The 17,961-nt window shown below is 58.0% G+C and carries 18 protein-coding genes; 8 read left to right on the top strand and 10 right to left on the bottom strand.

Annotated features, from left to right (window positions below; translation table 11 throughout):
- The first annotated feature begins 29 nt into the window (after nt 1–29).
- Entirely contained in the window at nt 30–1,880 is a 1,851-nt protein-coding gene (locus tag G364_RS0106335) for a DUF3413 domain-containing protein (protein WP_019934313.1), read from the top strand.
- 62 nt (nt 1,881–1,942) lie between these two features.
- Here the strand turns inward: G364_RS0106335 and G364_RS16420 are convergent, their stop codons facing one another.
- Nucleotides 1,943–2,386: an NlpC/P60 family protein gene (locus tag G364_RS16420; protein WP_026344737.1), complete on the bottom strand. Its 444-nt coding sequence runs from the start codon at nt 2,384–2,386 to the stop codon at nt 1,943–1,945.
- Between the two features lie 153 nt (nt 2,387–2,539).
- Here G364_RS16420 and G364_RS0106345 point away from each other — a divergent pair, with 153 nt between their 5' ends.
- Nucleotides 2,540–3,250 (top strand): 4'-phosphopantetheinyl transferase family protein, encoded by a 711-nt coding sequence (locus tag G364_RS0106345; protein ID WP_019934315.1) that lies wholly within the window; start codon nt 2,540–2,542, stop codon nt 3,248–3,250.
- A gap of 12 nt (nt 3,251–3,262) precedes the next feature.
- Nucleotides 3,263–4,099, top strand: coding sequence for a tetratricopeptide repeat protein (locus G364_RS0106350; protein ID WP_019934316.1), 837 nt, complete (start codon nt 3,263–3,265; stop codon nt 4,097–4,099).
- 133 nt (nt 4,100–4,232) lie between these two features.
- Here the strand turns inward: G364_RS0106350 and G364_RS0106355 are convergent, their stop codons facing one another.
- Genes G364_RS0106355 through G364_RS0106365 form a run of 3 tightly spaced genes read right to left on the bottom strand, consistent with a single transcriptional unit; the run spans nt 4,233 to nt 6,905 of the window.
- Entirely contained in the window at nt 4,233–5,570 is a 1,338-nt protein-coding gene (locus tag G364_RS0106355) for a sodium-dependent transporter (RefSeq protein ID WP_019934317.1), read from the bottom strand.
- Nucleotides 5,571–5,603: 33 nt separating this feature from the next.
- Nucleotides 5,604–6,674 carry an AI-2E family transporter gene (locus tag G364_RS0106360; protein ID WP_019934318.1) on the bottom strand — a complete coding sequence of 357 codons (1,071 nt, stop codon included), beginning with the start codon at nt 6,672–6,674 and terminating at the stop codon, nt 5,604–5,606.
- Nucleotides 6,675–6,683: 9 nt separating this feature from the next.
- Nucleotides 6,684–6,905 carry a sulfurtransferase TusA family protein gene (locus G364_RS0106365; protein WP_019934319.1) on the bottom strand — a complete coding sequence of 74 codons (222 nt, stop codon included), beginning with the start codon at nt 6,903–6,905 and terminating at the stop codon, nt 6,684–6,686.
- A gap of 114 nt (nt 6,906–7,019) precedes the next feature.
- On the opposite strand from G364_RS0106365, the gene bepA reads away from it, so the two are divergent.
- Nucleotides 7,020–8,462, top strand: coding sequence for a beta-barrel assembly-enhancing protease (bepA, locus tag G364_RS0106370; protein WP_019934320.1), 1,443 nt, complete (start codon nt 7,020–7,022; stop codon nt 8,460–8,462).
- Between the two features lie 53 nt (nt 8,463–8,515).
- Here the strand turns inward: bepA and G364_RS0106375 are convergent, their stop codons facing one another.
- Nucleotides 8,516–8,962 carry a TlpA family protein disulfide reductase gene (locus G364_RS0106375; RefSeq protein WP_019934321.1) on the bottom strand — a complete coding sequence of 149 codons (447 nt, stop codon included), beginning with the start codon at nt 8,960–8,962 and terminating at the stop codon, nt 8,516–8,518.
- A 50-nt stretch (nt 8,963–9,012) separates the two neighbouring features.
- Here G364_RS0106375 and arsC point away from each other — a divergent pair, with 50 nt between their 5' ends.
- Together arsC and G364_RS0106385 are read left to right on the top strand one after the other, a co-directional pair.
- On the top strand, nt 9,013–9,363 hold the full coding sequence (gene arsC / locus G364_RS0106380; RefSeq protein WP_019934322.1) for an arsenate reductase (glutaredoxin): 351 nt from the start codon (nt 9,013–9,015) through the stop codon (nt 9,361–9,363).
- The gene (locus G364_RS0106385; RefSeq protein WP_019934323.1) at nt 9,360–9,734 is read left to right on the top strand and encodes a DUF2069 domain-containing protein; all 375 of its coding nucleotides are present in this window, start codon (nt 9,360–9,362) and stop codon (nt 9,732–9,734) included. Before arsC ends, G364_RS0106385 begins: the two co-directional genes overlap by 4 nt.
- 167 nt (nt 9,735–9,901) lie before the next feature.
- Here the strand turns inward: G364_RS0106385 and hda are convergent, their stop codons facing one another.
- The 4 genes from hda to upp form a co-directional block, all read right to left on the bottom strand.
- Nucleotides 9,902–10,624: a DnaA inactivator Hda gene (hda, locus tag G364_RS0106390; RefSeq protein WP_019934324.1), complete on the bottom strand. Its 723-nt coding sequence runs from the start codon at nt 10,622–10,624 to the stop codon at nt 9,902–9,904.
- The gene (locus G364_RS0106395) at nt 10,621–11,571 is read right to left on the bottom strand and encodes a DUF2066 domain-containing protein (protein WP_156816459.1); all 951 of its coding nucleotides are present in this window, start codon (nt 11,569–11,571) and stop codon (nt 10,621–10,623) included. The genes hda and G364_RS0106395 overlap by 4 nt, the downstream gene beginning before the upstream one ends.
- 62 nt (nt 11,572–11,633) lie before the next feature.
- Nucleotides 11,634–12,902: a uracil-xanthine permease family protein gene (locus G364_RS0106400; protein WP_019934325.1), complete on the bottom strand. Its 1,269-nt coding sequence runs from the start codon at nt 12,900–12,902 to the stop codon at nt 11,634–11,636.
- A gap of 57 nt (nt 12,903–12,959) precedes the next feature.
- The gene (upp, locus tag G364_RS0106405) at nt 12,960–13,586 is read right to left on the bottom strand and encodes a uracil phosphoribosyltransferase (protein WP_019934326.1); all 627 of its coding nucleotides are present in this window, start codon (nt 13,584–13,586) and stop codon (nt 12,960–12,962) included.
- A 253-nt stretch (nt 13,587–13,839) separates the two neighbouring features.
- Between upp and purM the strand changes: the two genes are divergently transcribed.
- Entirely contained in the window at nt 13,840–14,877 is a 1,038-nt protein-coding gene (purM, locus tag G364_RS0106410) for a phosphoribosylformylglycinamidine cyclo-ligase (RefSeq protein WP_019934327.1), read from the top strand.
- A complete protein-coding gene (gene purN / locus G364_RS0106415; RefSeq protein ID WP_019934328.1) occupies nt 14,874–15,512 on the top strand; it encodes a phosphoribosylglycinamide formyltransferase in 639 nt (212 codons plus the stop codon). Before purM ends, purN begins: the two co-directional genes overlap by 4 nt.
- Before the next feature lie 46 nt (nt 15,513–15,558).
- Here the strand turns inward: purN and G364_RS0106420 are convergent, their stop codons facing one another.
- On the bottom strand, nt 15,559–17,949 hold the full coding sequence (locus G364_RS0106420; RefSeq protein WP_019934329.1) for a Lon protease family protein: 2,391 nt from the start codon (nt 17,947–17,949) through the stop codon (nt 15,559–15,561).
- Nucleotides 17,950–17,961 lie beyond the last annotated feature (12 nt).

Consider the following 17,961-nt stretch of genomic DNA (forward strand, 5'->3'; position numbering starts at 1 on the left):
CCTTTGCTTCACCGAGAATCATACCGCTCATGGTTGAAACCGGCCCCCAGTATCGTGACCACGTTTCCCGCCTGATTGGCTGGGGTCACTGGTTTGTGTTTTTCAATATTCTGCTGGCCATGGCGGTATCGGTGCGCTATTTGTTTGCCGCCGGCCTGCCCGACACTGTGCTGGGCACCGTCTATATGCTGGTGAGCTGGGTCGGGCATTTTGCCTTTCTGACCTTCTGCACCTATCTGCTGACGCTGTTTCCGCTCACATTTTTATTTCCGAAACTGAAAGCAGTGCAGTTTCTCGGAGCTGGCCTGGCCACAGGGGCACTTACCCTGTTACTGATAGACACTCAGGTATTCAGCCTGTTTGGATTTCATTTAAATCCCTCGGTGTGGCGGCTGCTGCTGGATCAGGCCCAGGCGGAAGGAGCGTCCGGCTGGGGCTGGCTGTTTGCCCTGGTGCCGGTGCTGTTTGTGCTGGAGCTGTGGCTGGGTGCCTGGCTGTGGCGCTGGAGCCCGCGCCGTTCACGCAGCCTGTCGCGCCCGCTTGGCCTGCCGCTGCTGGTGTGTTTTTTTCTCACCCACAGCGTGCATATCTGGGCAGACGCCACTCTGTATACGCCCATTACTCTGCAAAAAGCCAACTTTCCGCTGTCTTATCCCATGACCGCCAAAAGCTTTTTAATCAAGCAGGGCTGGCTGGATGAAGCAGAATATCGCGAACGCTCCGAGCAAATTATCGATAAACCCAAGCAGCGGCTGAATTACCCGCTCCGGCCGTTATCGGTACAACCGCCGGAGCGGGCACCCAATATTCTGCTGGTGGTGGCAGATGGTCTGCGGGCGGATTACCTCGATCATATTACCATGCCCAATCTGAGCCGTTACGCTGAACGCCATCTGCGTTTTGACGATCACCTCAGTGCCGGCAACCGGCCGGAACCGGCACTGTTCAGCCTGTTTTACAGTCTGCCTGCCCATTACCGCCGGGAAGCCGAGCTGGAGCGCACCGCCCCAGTGCTGCTAAACGAATTGCAGCGTCAGGACTATCGCTTTGGTTTGTTTGTCAGCGGTGGCACCGGCTCACCTCTCTATAAAGACGCTATTTTCAGCAATCTTCGCTCGCCAGGCATGCAGGCGGCTCCGGAAGGTGCCGAAGGTGACCGGCAAGCACTGAGTAATTTTGCCAACTGGCTCAATACTCAGAGTAAGGAGCGGCCCTGGTTTTCTTATGTGTATCTGGATGCGCTGAATTCACTGTCAGTACCCGCGGGATTGCAAGGGCCGTTTCAGCCAGCGCTGGATCAGCTGAACCCGGCAGCGCCTTTTCAGTCCGGGCAAAGAGATGCGCTGCTAAATCATTACCGCAACGCCGTATTTTATACCGATCAGCTGCTGGGTGCTCTGCTGGGGCTGGTACAAAATGCCGAACGCGACACCATAGTGGTAGTGACCGCAGGGCATGGCATGGAGTTTAATGACAACGGTAATAACACCTGGGGTTATGGCAATGCCTATTCACCGGCACAGCTGCGGGTACCACTGGTAATAGGCTGGCCCGGCAAACCTGCAGAACACATCAGTTATCCCACCAGTCACCTTGATCTGGCCCCTACCCTGCTGCAACAGGCGCTGGGTGTGACGACGCCGCTGCGCAGCTATGCCAGCGGTCAGTCACTGTTCAGAGCTCGTCCAAATCGCTGGCGGATGGCCTCTGATGAAGAGGAATATGCCATTTATCAGCAAAACGATATTACCCTGTTCAGCCGTCGTGGCGAGCTGCAGCTGGTGGATGCCACAAGCTTTCAGGAGCGCAAAGACAGCAGCCCGGAGCTGACACTGTTAATGCAGGTAATGAACGAACTCAACCGGTTTCAGGGGGAATGAACACCGGGGATTAGGGATTATCGGTTACGATTCCCTGTTCACCAGTCCCTGTTCCCTGTCATTTAATCCAGTACCCGTCGCGCCTGCCAGTAGCGGCTGCGCCAATAGACATTATCCAGGCTGGAAATGGTCACGCCTACGCTGGACGACGCATGAGCAAACTTGCCATTGCCCACATACACGCCGTTATGACGGGTGCTGCGGCCGGTGCGGAAAAACACCAGATCACCCGGGCGAAGCTCACTGCGGTCAATTTCACGCCCCAGCAATACCTGCTCATAGGTGCTGCGGGGCAGCTCCATGCCAAACGCTTCCTGATACATGGTCTGAGTAAAGGCAGAGCAATCTATGCCCTGCTCACTCTCACCACCAAAGCGATAGGGAACACCACGCCAGCGCTGATATACCTGCTGCAGATCCGCCAGTGCAGAAAGCGGGCGATTGGGTTTCATGGGCGAGGTACTGATGCTATAAGTCAGGGAAGAGGACGGCTTTTTACCAGTCATCCTTTTGCCTGACTCGGAATCGTGAGTGCTGCTGCACCCCGTCATTACCAGCAGACTGCCAACAACAATGATATGTTTAAGCATTATGAACAATGGCAACCGAACAATGGGTTCCAGCATAGTCCAGTTGCTGCGTATTTTGCAAAGCGAAAAATGAGTAAAAACAAGGATATTTTTGCAGAGCTGTTAATTTGTGACGCCATGGCGATAAATTCGCCGAAAGATGCTTATAAGCTGCTCTCAACTCCGGAAAAACAGCGCCTGGCAGCCATCAAAAATGCGCAGCAGGCGCACCTGTATTTGCTCAGCCGCTACCTGCTGCGCCAGCGGCTGGGCAGTCTGCTGGCTGTGCCTCCCGACAGCCTTGACTTTTATCATACCGACAAAGGCAAACCCGAGCTGCATGGCGAACCGCTCAGATTCAACCTGAGCCACAGCGGCTCACTGCTGGCACTGGCCATTTCCAGCGAGCCCGTTGGCGTGGATCTGGAAAGCCGGCTGCTGGCACCTGCCGGCATTCAGCGGCTGGCCCGGCGCTATCTGGCAACGCAAGAACAAACCTGGCTGGCACAAAGTACACAGCCTGCCAGTGACTTTCAGCAGCTCTGGACCATCAAGGAAGCGGTCCTGAAAGCTGATGGCAGCGGCATCGCCAATAATCTGCACAGAGTATGCTGGCAGCCCGGCAGTCATAGCGCCCGCTTCAACGAACGGGAATACCGGCTGCAACACTGGCCTGTTGGCACCGGTACATTAACGCTGGCTTCAGCCCGGAGTACGCCGGTGCGGCTGCCGGACCTGGCTGATTATGGGCCGATGCTTGAAATTACCGGTGTGCAACCCAATCTAGCCATAAACCCCTAAAGAGACATTTACATGATCCTTGATATCACGGTAGAAAATTTTCAGCAGGCGCTGATCCAGGCATCCATGGAAAAAACGGTAGTGATCTTCTTTCATGCCGCTCAGGTGCCCGAATGTGAGCCAATGCGCATTCAGGCAGAGCAGCTGATCGGTGCCGACAACAGCCATGTGGATCTGGCCAGGGTAGATGTGGCCGATCCGCAGCTGCAAAGTCTGGCCATGCAGCTGGGACTGCAGGCGCTGCCGGCGCTGGTGGCTTTTAAGGAAGGACAGCCGGTAGACGTACTGGAAGGCCCGCAGGATGAACATGCCCTCAAGACTTTTCTCAAGCCCTATCTGCCCAACGAGGCGGAACTGCTGCTGGATCAGGCCAAGCAAATGCTCGGTATGGATCCAAAAGCCGCTTACGGTCTGCTGCAGCAGGCCAGAGCGCTGGACGACACCCCGGCCATTCGCCTGACCCTGGCCGAAACCGCCCTCGCCCTGAACAAACTGGAAGAAACTCAGCAGCTGCTCGGCACCATCGGCATGGCAGATCAGGACAGTCAGTATCAGCATATTCTGGCCCGGCTGGAGCTGGCTCAGGAAGCCGCCGACAGCCCCGAGCTGCGCGAGCTGGAGCAGAAACTGGCTGCCGCACCGGACGACCTTGGACTGAAAGAAGAGCTGGCAGTGCAGTATTTTCAGGCCGGCCGGCAGGAAGAAGGTTTACAGCTGCTGATTGAAATATTGCAGAAAGACCTCGCTTTTGGCGAAGCCAAAAAACACCTGCTGGATATGCTCACCAGCATGGGTGCCGATCCGCTGGCATCACGCTACCGCCGCAAGCTGTACAGTATGTTGTACTGATCGGGACCAGGGATATCGTTGGCGACGAGCGAAGCGAGTCCCAACAATCGAGCAAGCCGTGACAGTGTTGGGATTCGCGCTGCTCATCCCAACCTCTTCTTACCGCTGACAGCTTATGGCTCCCCGAAGGGGGTTACCAGCTGGCAGCAATCACCAGCACTACCAGCAGCGGGCACACCAGCCGCACATACCAGGGCCAGATACGCCAGAACAGGCTGCCGGCAAGCTCGGGAGTACCTTTCACCAGCTCGTCAAACAGCTTGGCCCGGCCCCACATCCAGCCCCCCAGCACACAAAAGCCCAGCCCCACCAGCGGCTGAATATTCTGGGTAGACAGGCGAATAACAAAACCGAACAAAGCGCCGAAATTCAGACAGATCACCACACTGAACAGCGCCAGCGCCCCTCCCAGCAACCAGGTCACCATGGGTCTGGGAGCATTAAAACGCTCTGTGGTGTAAGACACAGGTACTTCCAGCATGGAAATCGATGAGGTCAGTGCTGCTATCCCCATCAGCACAAAGAACACCAGCGCCATCACCAGGCCCACGGGCCCCATGGTCTCGAACAAGGCCGGTAGTACCTCAAATACCAGGGTATCACTGCTCAGCAGGCTGCCGTCTTCGGCATAAATGGTCACACCGTTATGCATGGCCACAAACATGGCGGGCAAAATCACCAGCCCCGCCAGAAAGGCCACGCCGGTATCCAGCAACGTCACCTGAAAAGCAGTGGCGGGAATACTTTCCTGCCGGCTCAGATAAGAGCCGTACATCAGCATGGAACAACCGCCGATGGTCAGAGAGAAAAACGCCTGCCCCATGGCACTGATCAACAGCTGACTGTCCATCACTTTGCTGAAGTCAGGCACCAGATAATGACGCAACCCTTCCATGGCCCCATTCTGAGTGAGAATGTAGCCAAACAGCAGAATAAACAGCACAAACAGCGCCGGCATCAGCCGTGCCGACCAGCGTTCTATGCCCTTGCGCACACCGGCCTGCACCACCAGAATGGTGAGCAGGTAAAACACCAGGGTCCAGACAATATTACGGCCCAGGCCAAAGGCTTCCAGCCAGCCGGTGGCGGCCTGCCAGCCCAGCATACGGGTTACGCTGGCGGCCAGAAAAGCCAGCAGCCAGCCCGCCACAATGGCATAAAACGACAGCACCAGGCTGGGTACCAGCATGCCTGCATAACCCACCAGGGCCGCCAGCTGCTTTTGCAGCCGGGTTTTACCCAGTTTGCGCACCGAGTCCACCGGGTTGGCCTGACCGTGCCGGCCAATGGCCACTTCCATAATCAGCATGGGAAATGCCAGGATCAGCACCAATACCAGATAGGCCACCAGAAAAGCTCCGCCGCCATTGCTGGCCGCCTGGGTAGGAAAGCCCCAGATATTACCCAGTCCTACCGCTGCTCCCGCGGCCGCCATAATAAACCCGAAGCGGGAAGCAAAATGTTCTCTCACTCTGTATTCCTTGAATTATTGTTTGTTACTAGATCAAGCCGGCTTATCAGGTAATGCATTCTGCCGCGGCCAGGCGTTGATCACCGCCTTTACCAGGGTGGCCAGCGGAATGGCAAAAAACACCCCCCAAAAACCCCAGAGGCCACCGAACACCAGCACAGCGACAATAATGGCAATGGGGTGCAGGTTAACGGCTTCCGAAAACAACACAGGTACCAGCACATTGCCATCCAGTGCCTGAATAATGCCATAGGCCACAATCAGATAGAAAAACGGCGGCGTAAAACCCCACTGAAACAGCCCTACCATGGCCACCGGCACTGTGGCCGCAGCAGCACCTATGTAGGGGATCAGCACCGAAAAGCCCACCAGCACCGCCAGCAGCAGGGCATAATTAAGCCCCAGCAGCGCAAAGGTGACATAACTGACGCTGCCCACTATCAGAATTTCAATCACCTTGCCGCGCACGTAGTTGGCAATCTGCACGTTCATCTCATGCCACACGCGGGAAATAAGCTCCCGGTTTTCCGGCAAAAAACGGTTCATGCTCTGCAGCAGCAACGGCTTGTCCTTCAGCATAAAAAACACCAGCACAGACACCAGAATAAGATAAACCAGCATCACAGCCACATTGGTCAGCGAGCTGATAGAGACACTTAAGATGGCATCAGCTGAGCCCAGCAGCCGGCCGCGCAGCTCGGTCAGCAGGTTTTGCATCAGAGTCACATCCACCAGCTCAGGGTAGTCTTCCGGCAGGGTCAGCAGCACCTCCTGAGCCCGGTTGATCATGGTGGGAATTTCCCGTGCCAGATTAGTGCTCTGATTGAGAATGGAGGGCACCAGACTGACCAGTGACAATACCAGCAAGACCGCAAACAGCAGCAAGACCACCCCCGCCGCCGGCCCCCGGCCCAGCCCGAGGCGGCGCAGACGGCCCACGGGCCACTCCAGCAGATAGGCAATCACAATGGCAGCAAAAAACGGGGTCAGTATGCGGCCCATGAAATACATGACCACAAAGCCGAACAGCAACAGCAGAAACAATACCACGGCACCCGGATCGGAGAAGCGCTGCCGATACCAGTGCTTGATTACATCCAACATGACCTGTCCTTATGAGAGTTTGGTAATGATAAGCCTGAGCCGGTGGGAAGAGTGTGACACTGTTTTCACGCTGTGCCCGACGCGCTCCAGATAGGCGGGAATATCCCGGCGCGAGCCGGCATCAGCCAGCACCAGTTCAAGCTGCTGGCCACACTGTGCCTGTTTTAGCCAAAGCTTGACCTCAAGCAGGGGCTGAGGGCAACGCAGGTGGCTTACATCCAGCTGTTCCATGTTCTGCCCCTTATGCAAAGGGGCATTATCCCCTGCCTGAGGTTCGCAAACAATGCTTGTTCCCCTTGAAACGGCCGGTTATTCTGCCTGTCCCCTTCGGCAAAAGGTTGAACTATGCGGTTTTACTCCACGCCCCTGTTACTGGCTCTTTTTCTTGGCAACAGTCTGCCCGCTCAGGCCGACAACCGGTTGCCCGATATCGGCACCGCCGGTGTCAGTGCCATGTCGGTGGAGCGGGAAGCCCGCTTTGGGGAAGCCTTCAGCCGCTTTGCCCGGGCTAATCAGCCGGTAGTGAATGACCCTGTGCTGAACGAATATATCACCAGTCTGGGACACCGGCTGTTATCTCAGGCAGACTCGGTACGGTTTCCGTTCCGGTTTTTGTTGATCCGAGACGACAGCATCAACGCCAGCGCCTTTCTGGGCGGCGTGGTGCAGTTGCATACCGGTCTGTTCCTGTACGCCGACAACGAAAGTGAGCTGGCCTCGGTAATGGCCCATGAAATCACTCACGTTACCCAGCGTCATATCGCCCGCTATCTGGAGTCCCAGTCGCGCAGCACACCATTAACGATTGCCGGTCTGGTAGGCTCGGTCGCGCTGGCGGTGGTGAACCCGCAGGCAGGCATGGCGGCGTTACAAACCACACTGGGGCTGAAAATGCAGTCGGCCATCAACTACACCCGGGACAACGAATTTGAAGCCGACCGCTTAGGCTTGAGGTTGTTGCATAATGCCGGCTTTGATCCCAATGCCATGGCTGGCTTTTTTCAGAAACTGGCCGAAAAATATCAGTTTGCCAGTACACCGCCACAAATGCTGCTGACCCACCCCCTGCCCGCCAGCCGTATTGCCGAAGCCCGCTCCCGGGCTGCTGATTATAAAGCAGACAAGGTCCCCCCTTCACTCGATTTTCAGTTTGCCAAGGCGCGCATTATGGTGCGCTTGCAGCAGTCGGGAACCAGAGAGCTGCACAAGTACTTTGCCAGAGAGGTCAACGGCCATGGCAGCTGGCTGCCCGACGCCGCCCGTTATGGTCAGGCCCTGGGGCTGCTGGATATTAACAAGCCGGAAGAGGCCAGACCCCTGCTGGAGCAGCTGGCCCAGCGTCATGGCAACAATTTGTTTGTGCTCGATGCACTGACGGATCTGGATAACGCCGAAAGCCGCCATCAGGCCGCCATTACCCGGCTTACTCAGGCTCAGCAACGTTTACCCGAGCACAAGGTGGTGGTAATTAACCTGGCCGATACTCTGCTGCAGGCAGGCCGGCATCAGGATGCCGCCACTCTGCTGGATGACTACGCCCGCCGCCATCCTGAAGAGCCGCTGGTGTGGGATTTGCTGGCCCAGGCGCTGCGTCCATTGGGTGATGAGTCGGCCTTTCGCCGTGCCCGGGCCGAGCTGGCCGCGCTGGAAGGTCGCTATGATATAGCGGTACAGCAAATGGAGCTGGCCGCCACCCTGTCTCAGGACACCATGCAGCGCGCCCGCCTGGGGGCCCGTCTGGAGCAGCTGCGCCAGCAACAACAGGAATGGGACGCGCTCAGAAACTAACTTCAGAGAATAGGGAATGGGGAGTAGTGAAGCCATTCCCTGCTCCCCATTCCCTATTCCCAGTACTTTTCCCGCCAGCGGACAATATCTTCCGCCTTCAGCTCCCCCTGATGGCGTTCCGCCAGCTGGCCGTCGGGATCGATTACAAAAGTGGTGGGCAGCACCCGGGGCGACTCAAAGGGCCAGGGGCCACTGAGACTGGCCGCCACCGGCATGGTCATTTGGTGGCGTTCGCCCAGGGCCTGCAGCGCCTCCGGGGCCAGTGCATCAAAACTCACCGCCAGCACCTTGGGGCCCTGCCTGTCGTTCAGCTCATTGAGTAATGGCAGCTCCCGCAAACAGGGTTGGCACCACTCGGCAAAATAGTTCACCACCAGCCAGTTTCCCTTAAAATCATTCAAGGTCTGCTGCCGGCCGTCGGCCAGTGTGAGGCTGGCCGGCTCGCCGCAACCGGCCAGCGCCAGCAGCGCCGTTAAAAACAGAAGGCGAAGTTTGCCCATTCCGAGGTCCCTTCTATACAATGCCCGCAGCCACGCCACAGGAGTGAAAAATGAATCTGTTTATCTATCATAATCCCCGCTGCTCTAAAAGCCGGGAAACCCTGGCCCTGCTGCAGGAAAAAGGTCTGGAGCCCGAGATTATCAAATACCTCGACACGCCCCCTGATGCAGAACAAATAACACAACTGCTGAACCAGCTGGGCATGAGCTCGGCCCGGGAACTGATGCGCACCAAGGAAGAAATATACAAAACCCTGGCACTGGCTGACGTGACCGACGAAGCCGCCCTTATCAATGCCATGGTGGCCAACCCCAAACTGATTGAGCGCCCCATAGTGGTATGCAATGGCAAGGCAGCGCTGGGCCGCCCGCCGGAGCAGGTGCTGAGCATACTGCCATGACCACTTCATTTGCGCGCAAACTGGCGCTCACCGGTTATCTCGGGCTGATTGTCTGGGTGGCCTTGTGGCACGGTGTGCTGTCTCCTCATCCTGAGCTGGGATCTGTCTTTATGCTGGTCATGTGGCTGCCCTGGCTGTTTATTCCCATGCCGGGCATGCTCAAGGGTAATCCCTACACTCACGCCTGGGCAGTGTTTTTAATCATGCCCTACTTTCTGCATTCACTGACGTTGCTGTGGGTGGATGAAGGCGAACGCTGGCTGGCACTGGTGGAGCTGCTGCTGGCCACCACCATGTTTGTGGGCAGCACCTATTACGCCAAACTACGCGGCCGCGAGCTGGGCCTGAGCATTCGCAAAAAGAAGGATTAACGGCCAGGGACTGGGGATTAGGGAATTGTAGCCGCCGCTTCAGCTGGCGGGACCTGCTTCGCAGGCCCTGCCGACTAAAGTGGCAGCCACAAAAACATGCCCAGCCCGCATATTCAGGTTTAACTTACAGCTGACCGCTTATGGCTTACAGCTGGCCCGAAGGGCCGTTAAAGCCCCAGTATTTCCCGGGTGAAGGGCAGGCTTAGCTTGCGCCTGGCCTGAAACGAGGCATTGTCGAGCAGATCAAGAGCGGCAAGCAGCGTGCTCATGTCCCGGGACAACCGGCTCAGCAGCAGCCGGCCCACATCGGTGGGCAGCTTGAAGCCACGCAGCTCGGCGCGCAACTGCAGGGCACTGAGCTTGCCTTCGTCATCCAGGGTTTTCAATTGATAGGCCACGCCCCAGTCCAGCCGTGAGGCCAAATCCGGCAGGCTCAGCCCCAGATTGCGGGACGGTGCCGGGGCGCTGATCACCAGGCTGCCACCGGCCCGCTCCCGCCGGCGGTTAAAGAAGTTAAATACCGCCCGCTCCCATTCTTCCACGCCGGCAATGGCATCCAGATTATCCAGGCACACCAGGGGCAGCAGCTCCATGCCCTCCAGCAGGCTGGGCGTCATACGCTGGTAAGACTGTAAAGGCAGGCAGGTGGCCGCCTCGCCGGCGGCATTTACCTCGGCGCAGGCCGCATGCAGCAAGTGAGAGCGGCCCGAGCCGGGCTGCCCCCAGAGATAAATAACTTCATCCCCCTGACCCACGGCGGCATTTTTAAGGGCGGTGATCAGCTGGGCATTGTCACCCGGATAAAAACTGGCAAAGGTTTCATCATCGGGCAGCTGCACCGCCAGCGCCAGCTGGGCTGGCTGCTGTTCCTCGTCGCCGTCGCGGTTCACTCGGTGCGCTCCAGCCGGTAGCGGCGCTCACCCAGGGCACTCAGTCCGGCCCGGCTCAGCGCCGGGCGGACAGCAGCAGACTCAAGCTCAAGCCGAAAACGGGCCTGATCACCGGCGCTGTCCAGCACAGAGACACCGGCCACACCATCAAGGTCGCTCAGTCGCTGCTCCAGACGGACCATATCGGCAAACTGTGTCAGGCCGGTTACCACTATGGTGAGTTCACCGGGGGCATCGGCACCAGCCTGCAGTGCCTGCGCCGGCGCGCTGTTATCTGGTCGGGTCTCGGCCATGGCAGCCTGCCGGGCTACCCAGTAGTTATTCACGTCGGCAAGCACTTGCTCTGCCGACGCCGCCGCTCCCTGAGTCAGAGGCTGCTCAGCGTCTTTGTGATAAAGCCGCCAGTTCAGACGATGCTCCTGTTGCTGCACCGCCAGCCACACTTCAGCGCCATAGCGCTGGCTGGCTTCAGCAAGGTTCTGAAGGCTGGTTTTATCAATCTGCATATGCTCCTGCAGATCCCAAAGAGGCCAGAGCAGCGGAATGGCATAATAACGTGATGCCTTGCGCCAGCTGGTGTCGGGCATGTCTTTGGCCTGGCCGTCATTCACCTGCCATACCAGAATCGCCGGGCGTTTGCCCCGCCACAGGCTCAGGCCGGCACTGTGAAACAGGGGGCTCAGCTCGGCTTCGGCAAACTGCACTGTATAGCCCCCCGCGGTTGATGTGCTCAGGGTATAGCGGGACCAGTCATTCAGAATTTCCTGCGCCACCCAGGAGCCGGCGGCAGCACTGCCTCCAAGGCGGGACAGCAGAATGTTAACCGCCTGCTCCCGGGCCTTTTCTCGGCTGTAAGGAGCGGCGTCGAGTTGCACATCAAATACCGATGCGGCTGCGGTGGCGGAGACACACAACAGCATCAATGACAGCAGCAGTTGTTTCAGCATAACCGGGCCATTGTCGTAAACAGGACGCTTATGATAACCACTGACCGAAGCGCATGCCAGAATCAATGGGGCCGCTCTTTGGGCAGCACCAGGTTCAGCAGAATGCCGACAATGCCGCACAAACTGATGCCCTGCAGGCTGAACTCACCAATGCCAAAGGCCATGCCGCCAATACCAAATACCAGGATCACCGCCACTATGCACAGATTGCGTGCCTGCGACAGATCCACCTGATGCTTGATCAGACTGTTAAGGCCCACGGTGGCAATGGAGCCGAACAGCAATATCATGATGCCGCCCATCACCGGCACCGGAATGCTCAGCATCAGGGCACCGAACTTGCCCACAAAGGCCAGCGCAATGGCAAAGCCGGCGGCCCAGGTCATGATCACCGGGTTGAAGTTTTTGGTCAGCATAACTGCACCGGTCACTTCGGAATAAGTAGTGTTGGGCGGCCCGCCAAACAGAGAAGCCGCGCCCGTGGCCAGGCCGTCGCCCAGCAGGGTGCGGTGCAGACCGGGCTTTTTCAGATAGTCCTTGCCGGTCACGGAGCCAATGGCCAGCACATCGCCAATGTGTTCAATGGCGGGAGCGATGGCCACCGGAATCATGAACAGTACCGCCTGCCAGTTCCACTCCGGTGCCACAAAATTGGGCATTGAGAACCAGGCCGCGTCCCGCACCGGAGAAAAGTCGACCACGCCCATAAACAGCGCCATGCCATAACCCACGGCAATGCCAGCGGTAATGGGCACCAGCCGGAATACGCCTTTGGCCAGGGTAGACACCAGCAAAGTGGTGATCAGAGACGCCAAAGACAGCCACAGCGCCGTGTTGTGCTCCACCAGCACGGCGCTGCCGTCGCCGCTTTTGCCAATGGCCATGTTGACCGCCATGGGGGCCAGCCCCAGACCAATCACCATAATCACCGGACCCACCACCACAGGCGGCAGCAAACGGGTTAACAGGGCGGTACCGCGCCAGCGCACCAGCTGGCTCAGCAGCACATACATAATGCCCGCCGCCATCAGGCCGCTCATGGTGGCGGGAATGCCCCAGGTTTGCACGCCGTAAAGAATGGGCGCAATAAAGGCAAAGGAAGACGCCAGAAAAATCGGGATCTGGCGCCTGGTGCACACCTGAAATACCAGAGTACCGATACCGGCGGTAAACAGCGCCACGTTTGGATCCAGGCCGGTAATCAGCGGCATCAGCACCAGGGCACCAAAGGCCACAAACAACATCTGGGAGCCGGCCAGGGCCTGGCGCAGGGGCGTGTTCACCACCGGCTGGCCGGATGCCAGCTGCTCGGTGCGTTCAGCGGAATTCATTAACTGCTAACCTCAAAAAATAACAGAAAAAAACCGGCCATTGCCGGTTTTACGTGCTTACTTGGTACCAAAAATCTTGTCGCCGGCATCGCCAAGGCCGGGAATGATATAGCCGTGCTCATCCAGCCGCTCATCCACGGAAGCACAATACAGCTCCACATCCGGGTGAGCTTCGGCCAGCGCCTGCACCCCTTCCGGTGCCGCCACCAGTACAATCACCTTGAAGTGAGTGCAGCCGTTTTGCTTGAGCAGGTCTATGGTGGCGATCATGGAGCCGCCGGTGGCCAGCATGGGGTCCACTATCAGGGCCATGCGTTCGTCAATGTGGCTGACCAGCTTACTGAAATAAGACACCGGCTGCAGGGTTTCTTCATCCCGGTAAACCCCCACCACACTCACCCGGGCGCTGGGCATATGCTCGAGCACGCCGTCCATCATGCCCAGGCCGGCACGCAGAATGGGCACGACCGTGACCTTTTTGCCTTTCAGCTTGTCGACCTCGGTGGGGCCGGTCCAGCCGTCTATGGTGGTTTTTTCGGTTTCAAAATCGGCAGTGGCTTCATAGGTCAGCAGGCTGCCAACCTCCTTGGCCAGTTCACGAAAGCGTTTGGTGCTGATATCGGCTTCCCGCATCAGACCCAGCTTGTGTTTCACCAAAGGGTGCTTAACCTCAACGACTTTCATTGACAACTCTCCCGACGCACTGAATAACGAATCAAAAAACCGCGGAACTTTAGCATAAAATAGTGAGCCACGGCAGACTTTCAGCACTTATTTTAGCAAACCCAGAGCCGGCTGCTTACACCATCTGTTGGCGCTGCCAGTGGCACTGACACCCGCATTAAATTAGAATAGCCGGCGAAACACATACCCTCGGGCCGGCAAGGGTGCCGAAGAGCACCGCGCAGGCCAAACACCAATGACAAGGTAACAACACGTGACGCAGAACAAACCCCTGAGCTATAAAGACGCCGGTGTCGATATTGACGCGGGCAACGCCCTGGTTGAACGCATTAAAGGCGTCAGCCGCCGCACTCAGCGCCCGGAAGTCATGGGCGGCCTCGGGGGCTTTGGTGCCCTGTGCCAGCTGCCCACCGGTTATAAAGAGCCGGTGCTGGTAGCCGGCACCGACGGTGTGGGCACCAAGCTGCGCCTGGCCATTGATCTCAAGCGCCATCAGGGCGTGGGCATCGATCTGGTGGCCATGTGCGTGAACGATCTGATTGTGCAGGGTGCCGAGCCGCTGTTCTTCCTCGACTATTACGCCACCGGCAAGCTGGATGTAGACACCGCCGCCGACGTGGTGACCGGCATTGGCGAAGGCTGTGAGCTGAGCGGCTGTGCCCTGATTGGTGGTGAAACCGCGGAAATGCCCGGCATGTATGAAGCCGGCGACTATGATCTGGCAGGCTTTTGTGTGGGTGTGGTAGAAAAAAGCGGCATTATCGACGGCACCAAGGTGGCCGCCGGCAACGCCCTGATCGCCCTGGGCTCAAGCGGCCCGCACTCCAACGGCTATTCCCTGATCCGCAAAATTCTGGAAGTAAGCCAGGCCGATCTCAACCAGCCCCTGGGCAACGCCACCCTGGCCGATGCCCTGATGGCCCCTACCCGCATCTATGTAAAGCCGGCGCTGGAGCTTATCAAGCAGTTCGACATTCATGCCCTCAGCCACATTACCGGCGGCGGCTTCTGGGAAAACATTCCCCGCGTGCTGCCCGAAGGTGCCAAGGCGGTGATAGACGGCGCCAGCTGGCAATGGCCGGAAGTGTTCACCTGGCTGCAGCAGGCCGGCAATGTGGAAACCCATGAAATGTATCGCACCTTCAACTGTGGAGTGGGCATGGTGATTGCCCTGCCTGCCGAGCAGGCCGACGCCGCCGTGAAGTTTATGCAGAACGCCGGCGAAACCGCCTGGGTGATCGGCCACATTGAACAGGCCGCCGAGGGCGAAGAGCAGGTCGAGATTAAATGAACCGCATAGTGGTGCTGATCTCCGGCAACGGCAGCAACCTGCAAAGCTTGCTTGATCAGGCGGCTAACCGCCGCCTGAATGGCAGCGTGGTGGCGGTGATCAGCAACAAGGCCGACGCCTATGGCCTGGAGCGGGCCCGCGCCGCCGGCGTGGCCACGGCGGTGCTGCCGGGCAAGGACTATGCCGAGCGGGAACGCTTTGATGCCGATTTGATGGCACTGATAGACAGCCACCAGCCCGACTTGCTGGTGCTGGCCGGCTTTATGCGCATTCTCACTCCCGGCTTTGTGCGCCACTATGCCGGGCGCATGCTCAATATCCATCCGTCTCTGCTGCCCAAATATCAGGGGCTGAACACGCATCAGCGGGCCATTGATGCCGGCGACGCCGAGCATGGCTGCAGCGTGCACTTTGTTACCGAAGAGCTGGACGGCGGCCCCGTGGTGTTACAGGCCCGGGTGCCGGTATTTGCCGAAGACGACGCCGCCGCCGTGGCCGAGCGGGTGCAAGTGCAGGAGCACGCCATTTATCCGCTGGCAGTGCGCTGGTTCTGCGACGGCCGGCTGGCCATGAAAGACGGCCGGGCCTGGCTCGACGGTACCCCCCTGCCGCCGCAGGGTCATGCCGGCGACTGAGCCGCTCACAACACTGAATAAAAAAGAATGCCTTGGCATTCTTTTTTTATATCTGCTCCTTATTATCTGACTGAGCCTGCAGCTTATTCTGCACCTTTGCCAGCCGTGCCAGCCGCTGCTGTACCCGGCCATTGACCGAGCTGGCAGGATATTGGCCGTTTTTGCCGGGCTTGCCGGCGCTGATGCCGGTAAGCAGCGCCAGTGCTTCATCCAGCTCGCTGACGGCATAAATATAAAACAGCCCTTGTGCGACTGCCTGGCGAACTTCCTGGCTCAGCATCAGATTATCCAGATTGGCGGCAGGAATAATCACCCCCTGCCCGCGGGCCAGCCCCCGCGCCCGGCACACCTCAAAAAAGCCTTCAATTTTTTCATTGACGCCGCCAATGGGCTGTACCCGGCCAAACTGGTTAATGGAGCCGGTCACTGCCAGCGCCTGATTAACGGGCACCTCACCCATGGCAGAAATCAGCGCGCAACACTCGGCAATGGACGCGCTGTCACCTTCTATCATGCCGTAAGACTGCTCAAAGGCGAGGCTGGCAGATACCGGCATGGGCCCTTCGGCGGCATAACGCTGGCTTAAAAAACGCGATAAAATCAATATGGCCTTAGCATGCACGGCACCGCTTAGTTTCACTTCCCGTTCAATATCGAGCACAGCTCCTGTACCCAGCCTGGCGGTGGCGGTAATGCGCGCCGGCTGACCAAAACGGTAATTACCCAGATCCAGCACCGTCAGGCCGTTAACCTGCCCAACCACAGCGCCTTCGGTGTCGATCAGTTTGCTGCCCCGCAGAATCGACTGTTCCATTTGCCGGTGAATACGCGCCGCCCGCATGCGGGCGGCTATTTGTGCTCGCTCCACCGCCTCACCGTTTATATGAGGCTGGCCGTGACTTTCACTCAGATAGTTGGCTTCCTGCAGCAAATCGGTCAGATGCTCGGTCAGGGCCGACAGCCGCTGCTGATCACTGGCCAGCCGGCCGGCATATTCAATGACACGGGCCACGCCGCAACGGGTAAGCGGACGCAGATCCTGCTGACGGGCCAGCCAGCCAATAAAACGGGCATAGCGCTGCAGGTTTTCATTACTCACTTCTATGTCATCGTTGTAATCCGCCTGCACCTTGAACAGCTTGCCAATGTCAGGATCATGGGCCGCCAGCAGATAATAAAACCGCCGGTCACCTATCAGGATCACTTTAAGATCCAGCGGCACTGGCTGGGGCTCCAGGCTCACAGTGCTGGCCAGACCATAGATATGCTCCGGTGATTCAATACGGATCTCCCTGGCATAAAGCGCCCGTTTAAAGATCTCCCACACCATGGGCTGCTGCAGCAAGCGATGCACATCCAGAATAAGATAACCGCCGTTAGCTCTGTGCAGCGCACCGGCACGGATCAGCGTGAAGTCGGTTAACAGCGCCCCCTGCTCCACCTGATGCTCCACCCGGCCCATTAATCGCGCCAGATTGGGCCAGTCTTCATAAATAACCGGGGCGCCGTCGGTATCCGCATTATCTACCAGCAAATTCAGCCGGTAGCGGGTCAACAGGGCTGCCGGCAGCTCACCTTCACGCATATGAGTCAGCAGCAGGTTCACATTGCCCGACAAGTCCTGCTGAATGGCTTCCAGATGCTGAATAACCGGCTCGCAGCCTGCATATTCAGCGCGCAGCTCATCAATCAGGCTGCCAACGGCAAATACCAGCATCTCTTCATTCAGCCACTGTATATGCTGCTGGGTTTCCCGCTTCCATTGAGGAAACTGCTGCAATACCGCCTGCAGGCGAGCCTCTACCCGTTCAATGGCCTGTTCCAGTGCCATCCGCTCTGCCTCGGGTAACTGTTCAAACTGCCGGGCGCTCATTACGTCATCGTTATAACCGGGTACCAGGTTAAATCCGGTGGGCGTTTTAAGCAGCGCCACCTTTTCGGCTTCTGCCAGTGCCTTGATTTCATTGATGGCCGTGGTCTGACGCTCGGCCAGCTGCTGATTCAGTTCATCCACCCGGCTCTGGTATTCTTCTGCCTGAAAAATAGCCGGAATGGCCTGCAGCAATTCATCCACCAGCCGATCCAGACTGGCACGAAAGCGCCGCCCCACTCCCGCCGGCAGACGCAGCAGCCCGGGCTTTATCGGATCTTCAAAACCGTGCACATAGCACCAGTCGGCGGGCACGATTTCACTTTCGGCCCGGCCACGAAGAAAGCGGTTAATCAGGGTATGCCGGTTACAGCTTTCCGGTGCCATCATGTAAATATTAAAGCCCTGCCGGCGAATGCCGGTGCCAAACGCCAGCGCCTCAAGCAACTGCTCCTGCCCGACCAGGGCACCGCTGTCGCTGAGTTCGTCTGTGGTAGCAAAACTGAACAGAGCTTCATCGCAGGCGCGATAAAGCCGGTAGGGTTCAAGCGGAGATATAGCTGTCATGGCAAGCCTCAT

The sequence above is a fragment of the Oceanimonas smirnovii ATCC BAA-899 genome, from assembly GCF_000381965.1.
GTDB lineage: Bacteria > Pseudomonadota > Gammaproteobacteria > Enterobacterales > Aeromonadaceae > Oceanimonas > Oceanimonas smirnovii.

Bases quoted from the DNA above. Each gene is read 5' to 3' on its own strand.
- G364_RS0106335 (WP_019934313.1), top strand. From the start codon at position 30: ATGGTTGAAACCGGCCCCCAGTATCGTGACCACGTTTCCCGCCTGATT.
- G364_RS16420 (WP_026344737.1), bottom strand. From the start codon at position 2,386: ATGACTGGTAAAAAGCCGTCCTCTTCCCTGACTTATAGCATCAGTACC.
- G364_RS0106345 (WP_019934315.1), top strand. From the start codon at position 2,540: ATGAGTAAAAACAAGGATATTTTTGCAGAGCTGTTAATTTGTGACGCC.
- G364_RS0106350 (WP_019934316.1), top strand. From the start codon at position 3,263: ATGATCCTTGATATCACGGTAGAAAATTTTCAGCAGGCGCTGATCCAG.
- G364_RS0106360 (WP_019934318.1), bottom strand. From the start codon at position 6,674: ATGTTGGATGTAATCAAGCACTGGTATCGGCAGCGCTTCTCCGATCCG.
- G364_RS0106365 (WP_019934319.1), bottom strand. From the start codon at position 6,905: ATGGAACAGCTGGATGTAAGCCACCTGCGTTGCCCTCAGCCCCTGCTT.
- bepA (WP_019934320.1), top strand. From the start codon at position 7,020: ATGCGGTTTTACTCCACGCCCCTGTTACTGGCTCTTTTTCTTGGCAAC.
- G364_RS0106375 (WP_019934321.1), bottom strand. From the start codon at position 8,962: ATGGGCAAACTTCGCCTTCTGTTTTTAACGGCGCTGCTGGCGCTGGCC.
- arsC (WP_019934322.1), top strand. From the start codon at position 9,013: ATGAATCTGTTTATCTATCATAATCCCCGCTGCTCTAAAAGCCGGGAA.
- G364_RS0106385 (WP_019934323.1), top strand. From the start codon at position 9,360: ATGACCACTTCATTTGCGCGCAAACTGGCGCTCACCGGTTATCTCGGG.
- G364_RS0106395 (WP_156816459.1), bottom strand. From the start codon at position 11,571: ATGCTGAAACAACTGCTGCTGTCATTGATGCTGTTGTGTGTCTCCGCC.
- G364_RS0106400 (WP_019934325.1), bottom strand. From the start codon at position 12,902: ATGAATTCCGCTGAACGCACCGAGCAGCTGGCATCCGGCCAGCCGGTG.
- upp (WP_019934326.1), bottom strand. From the start codon at position 13,586: ATGAAAGTCGTTGAGGTTAAGCACCCTTTGGTGAAACACAAGCTGGGT.
- purN (WP_019934328.1), top strand. From the start codon at position 14,874: ATGAACCGCATAGTGGTGCTGATCTCCGGCAACGGCAGCAACCTGCAA.
- G364_RS0106420 (WP_019934329.1), bottom strand. From the start codon at position 17,949: ATGACAGCTATATCTCCGCTTGAACCCTACCGGCTTTATCGCGCCTGC.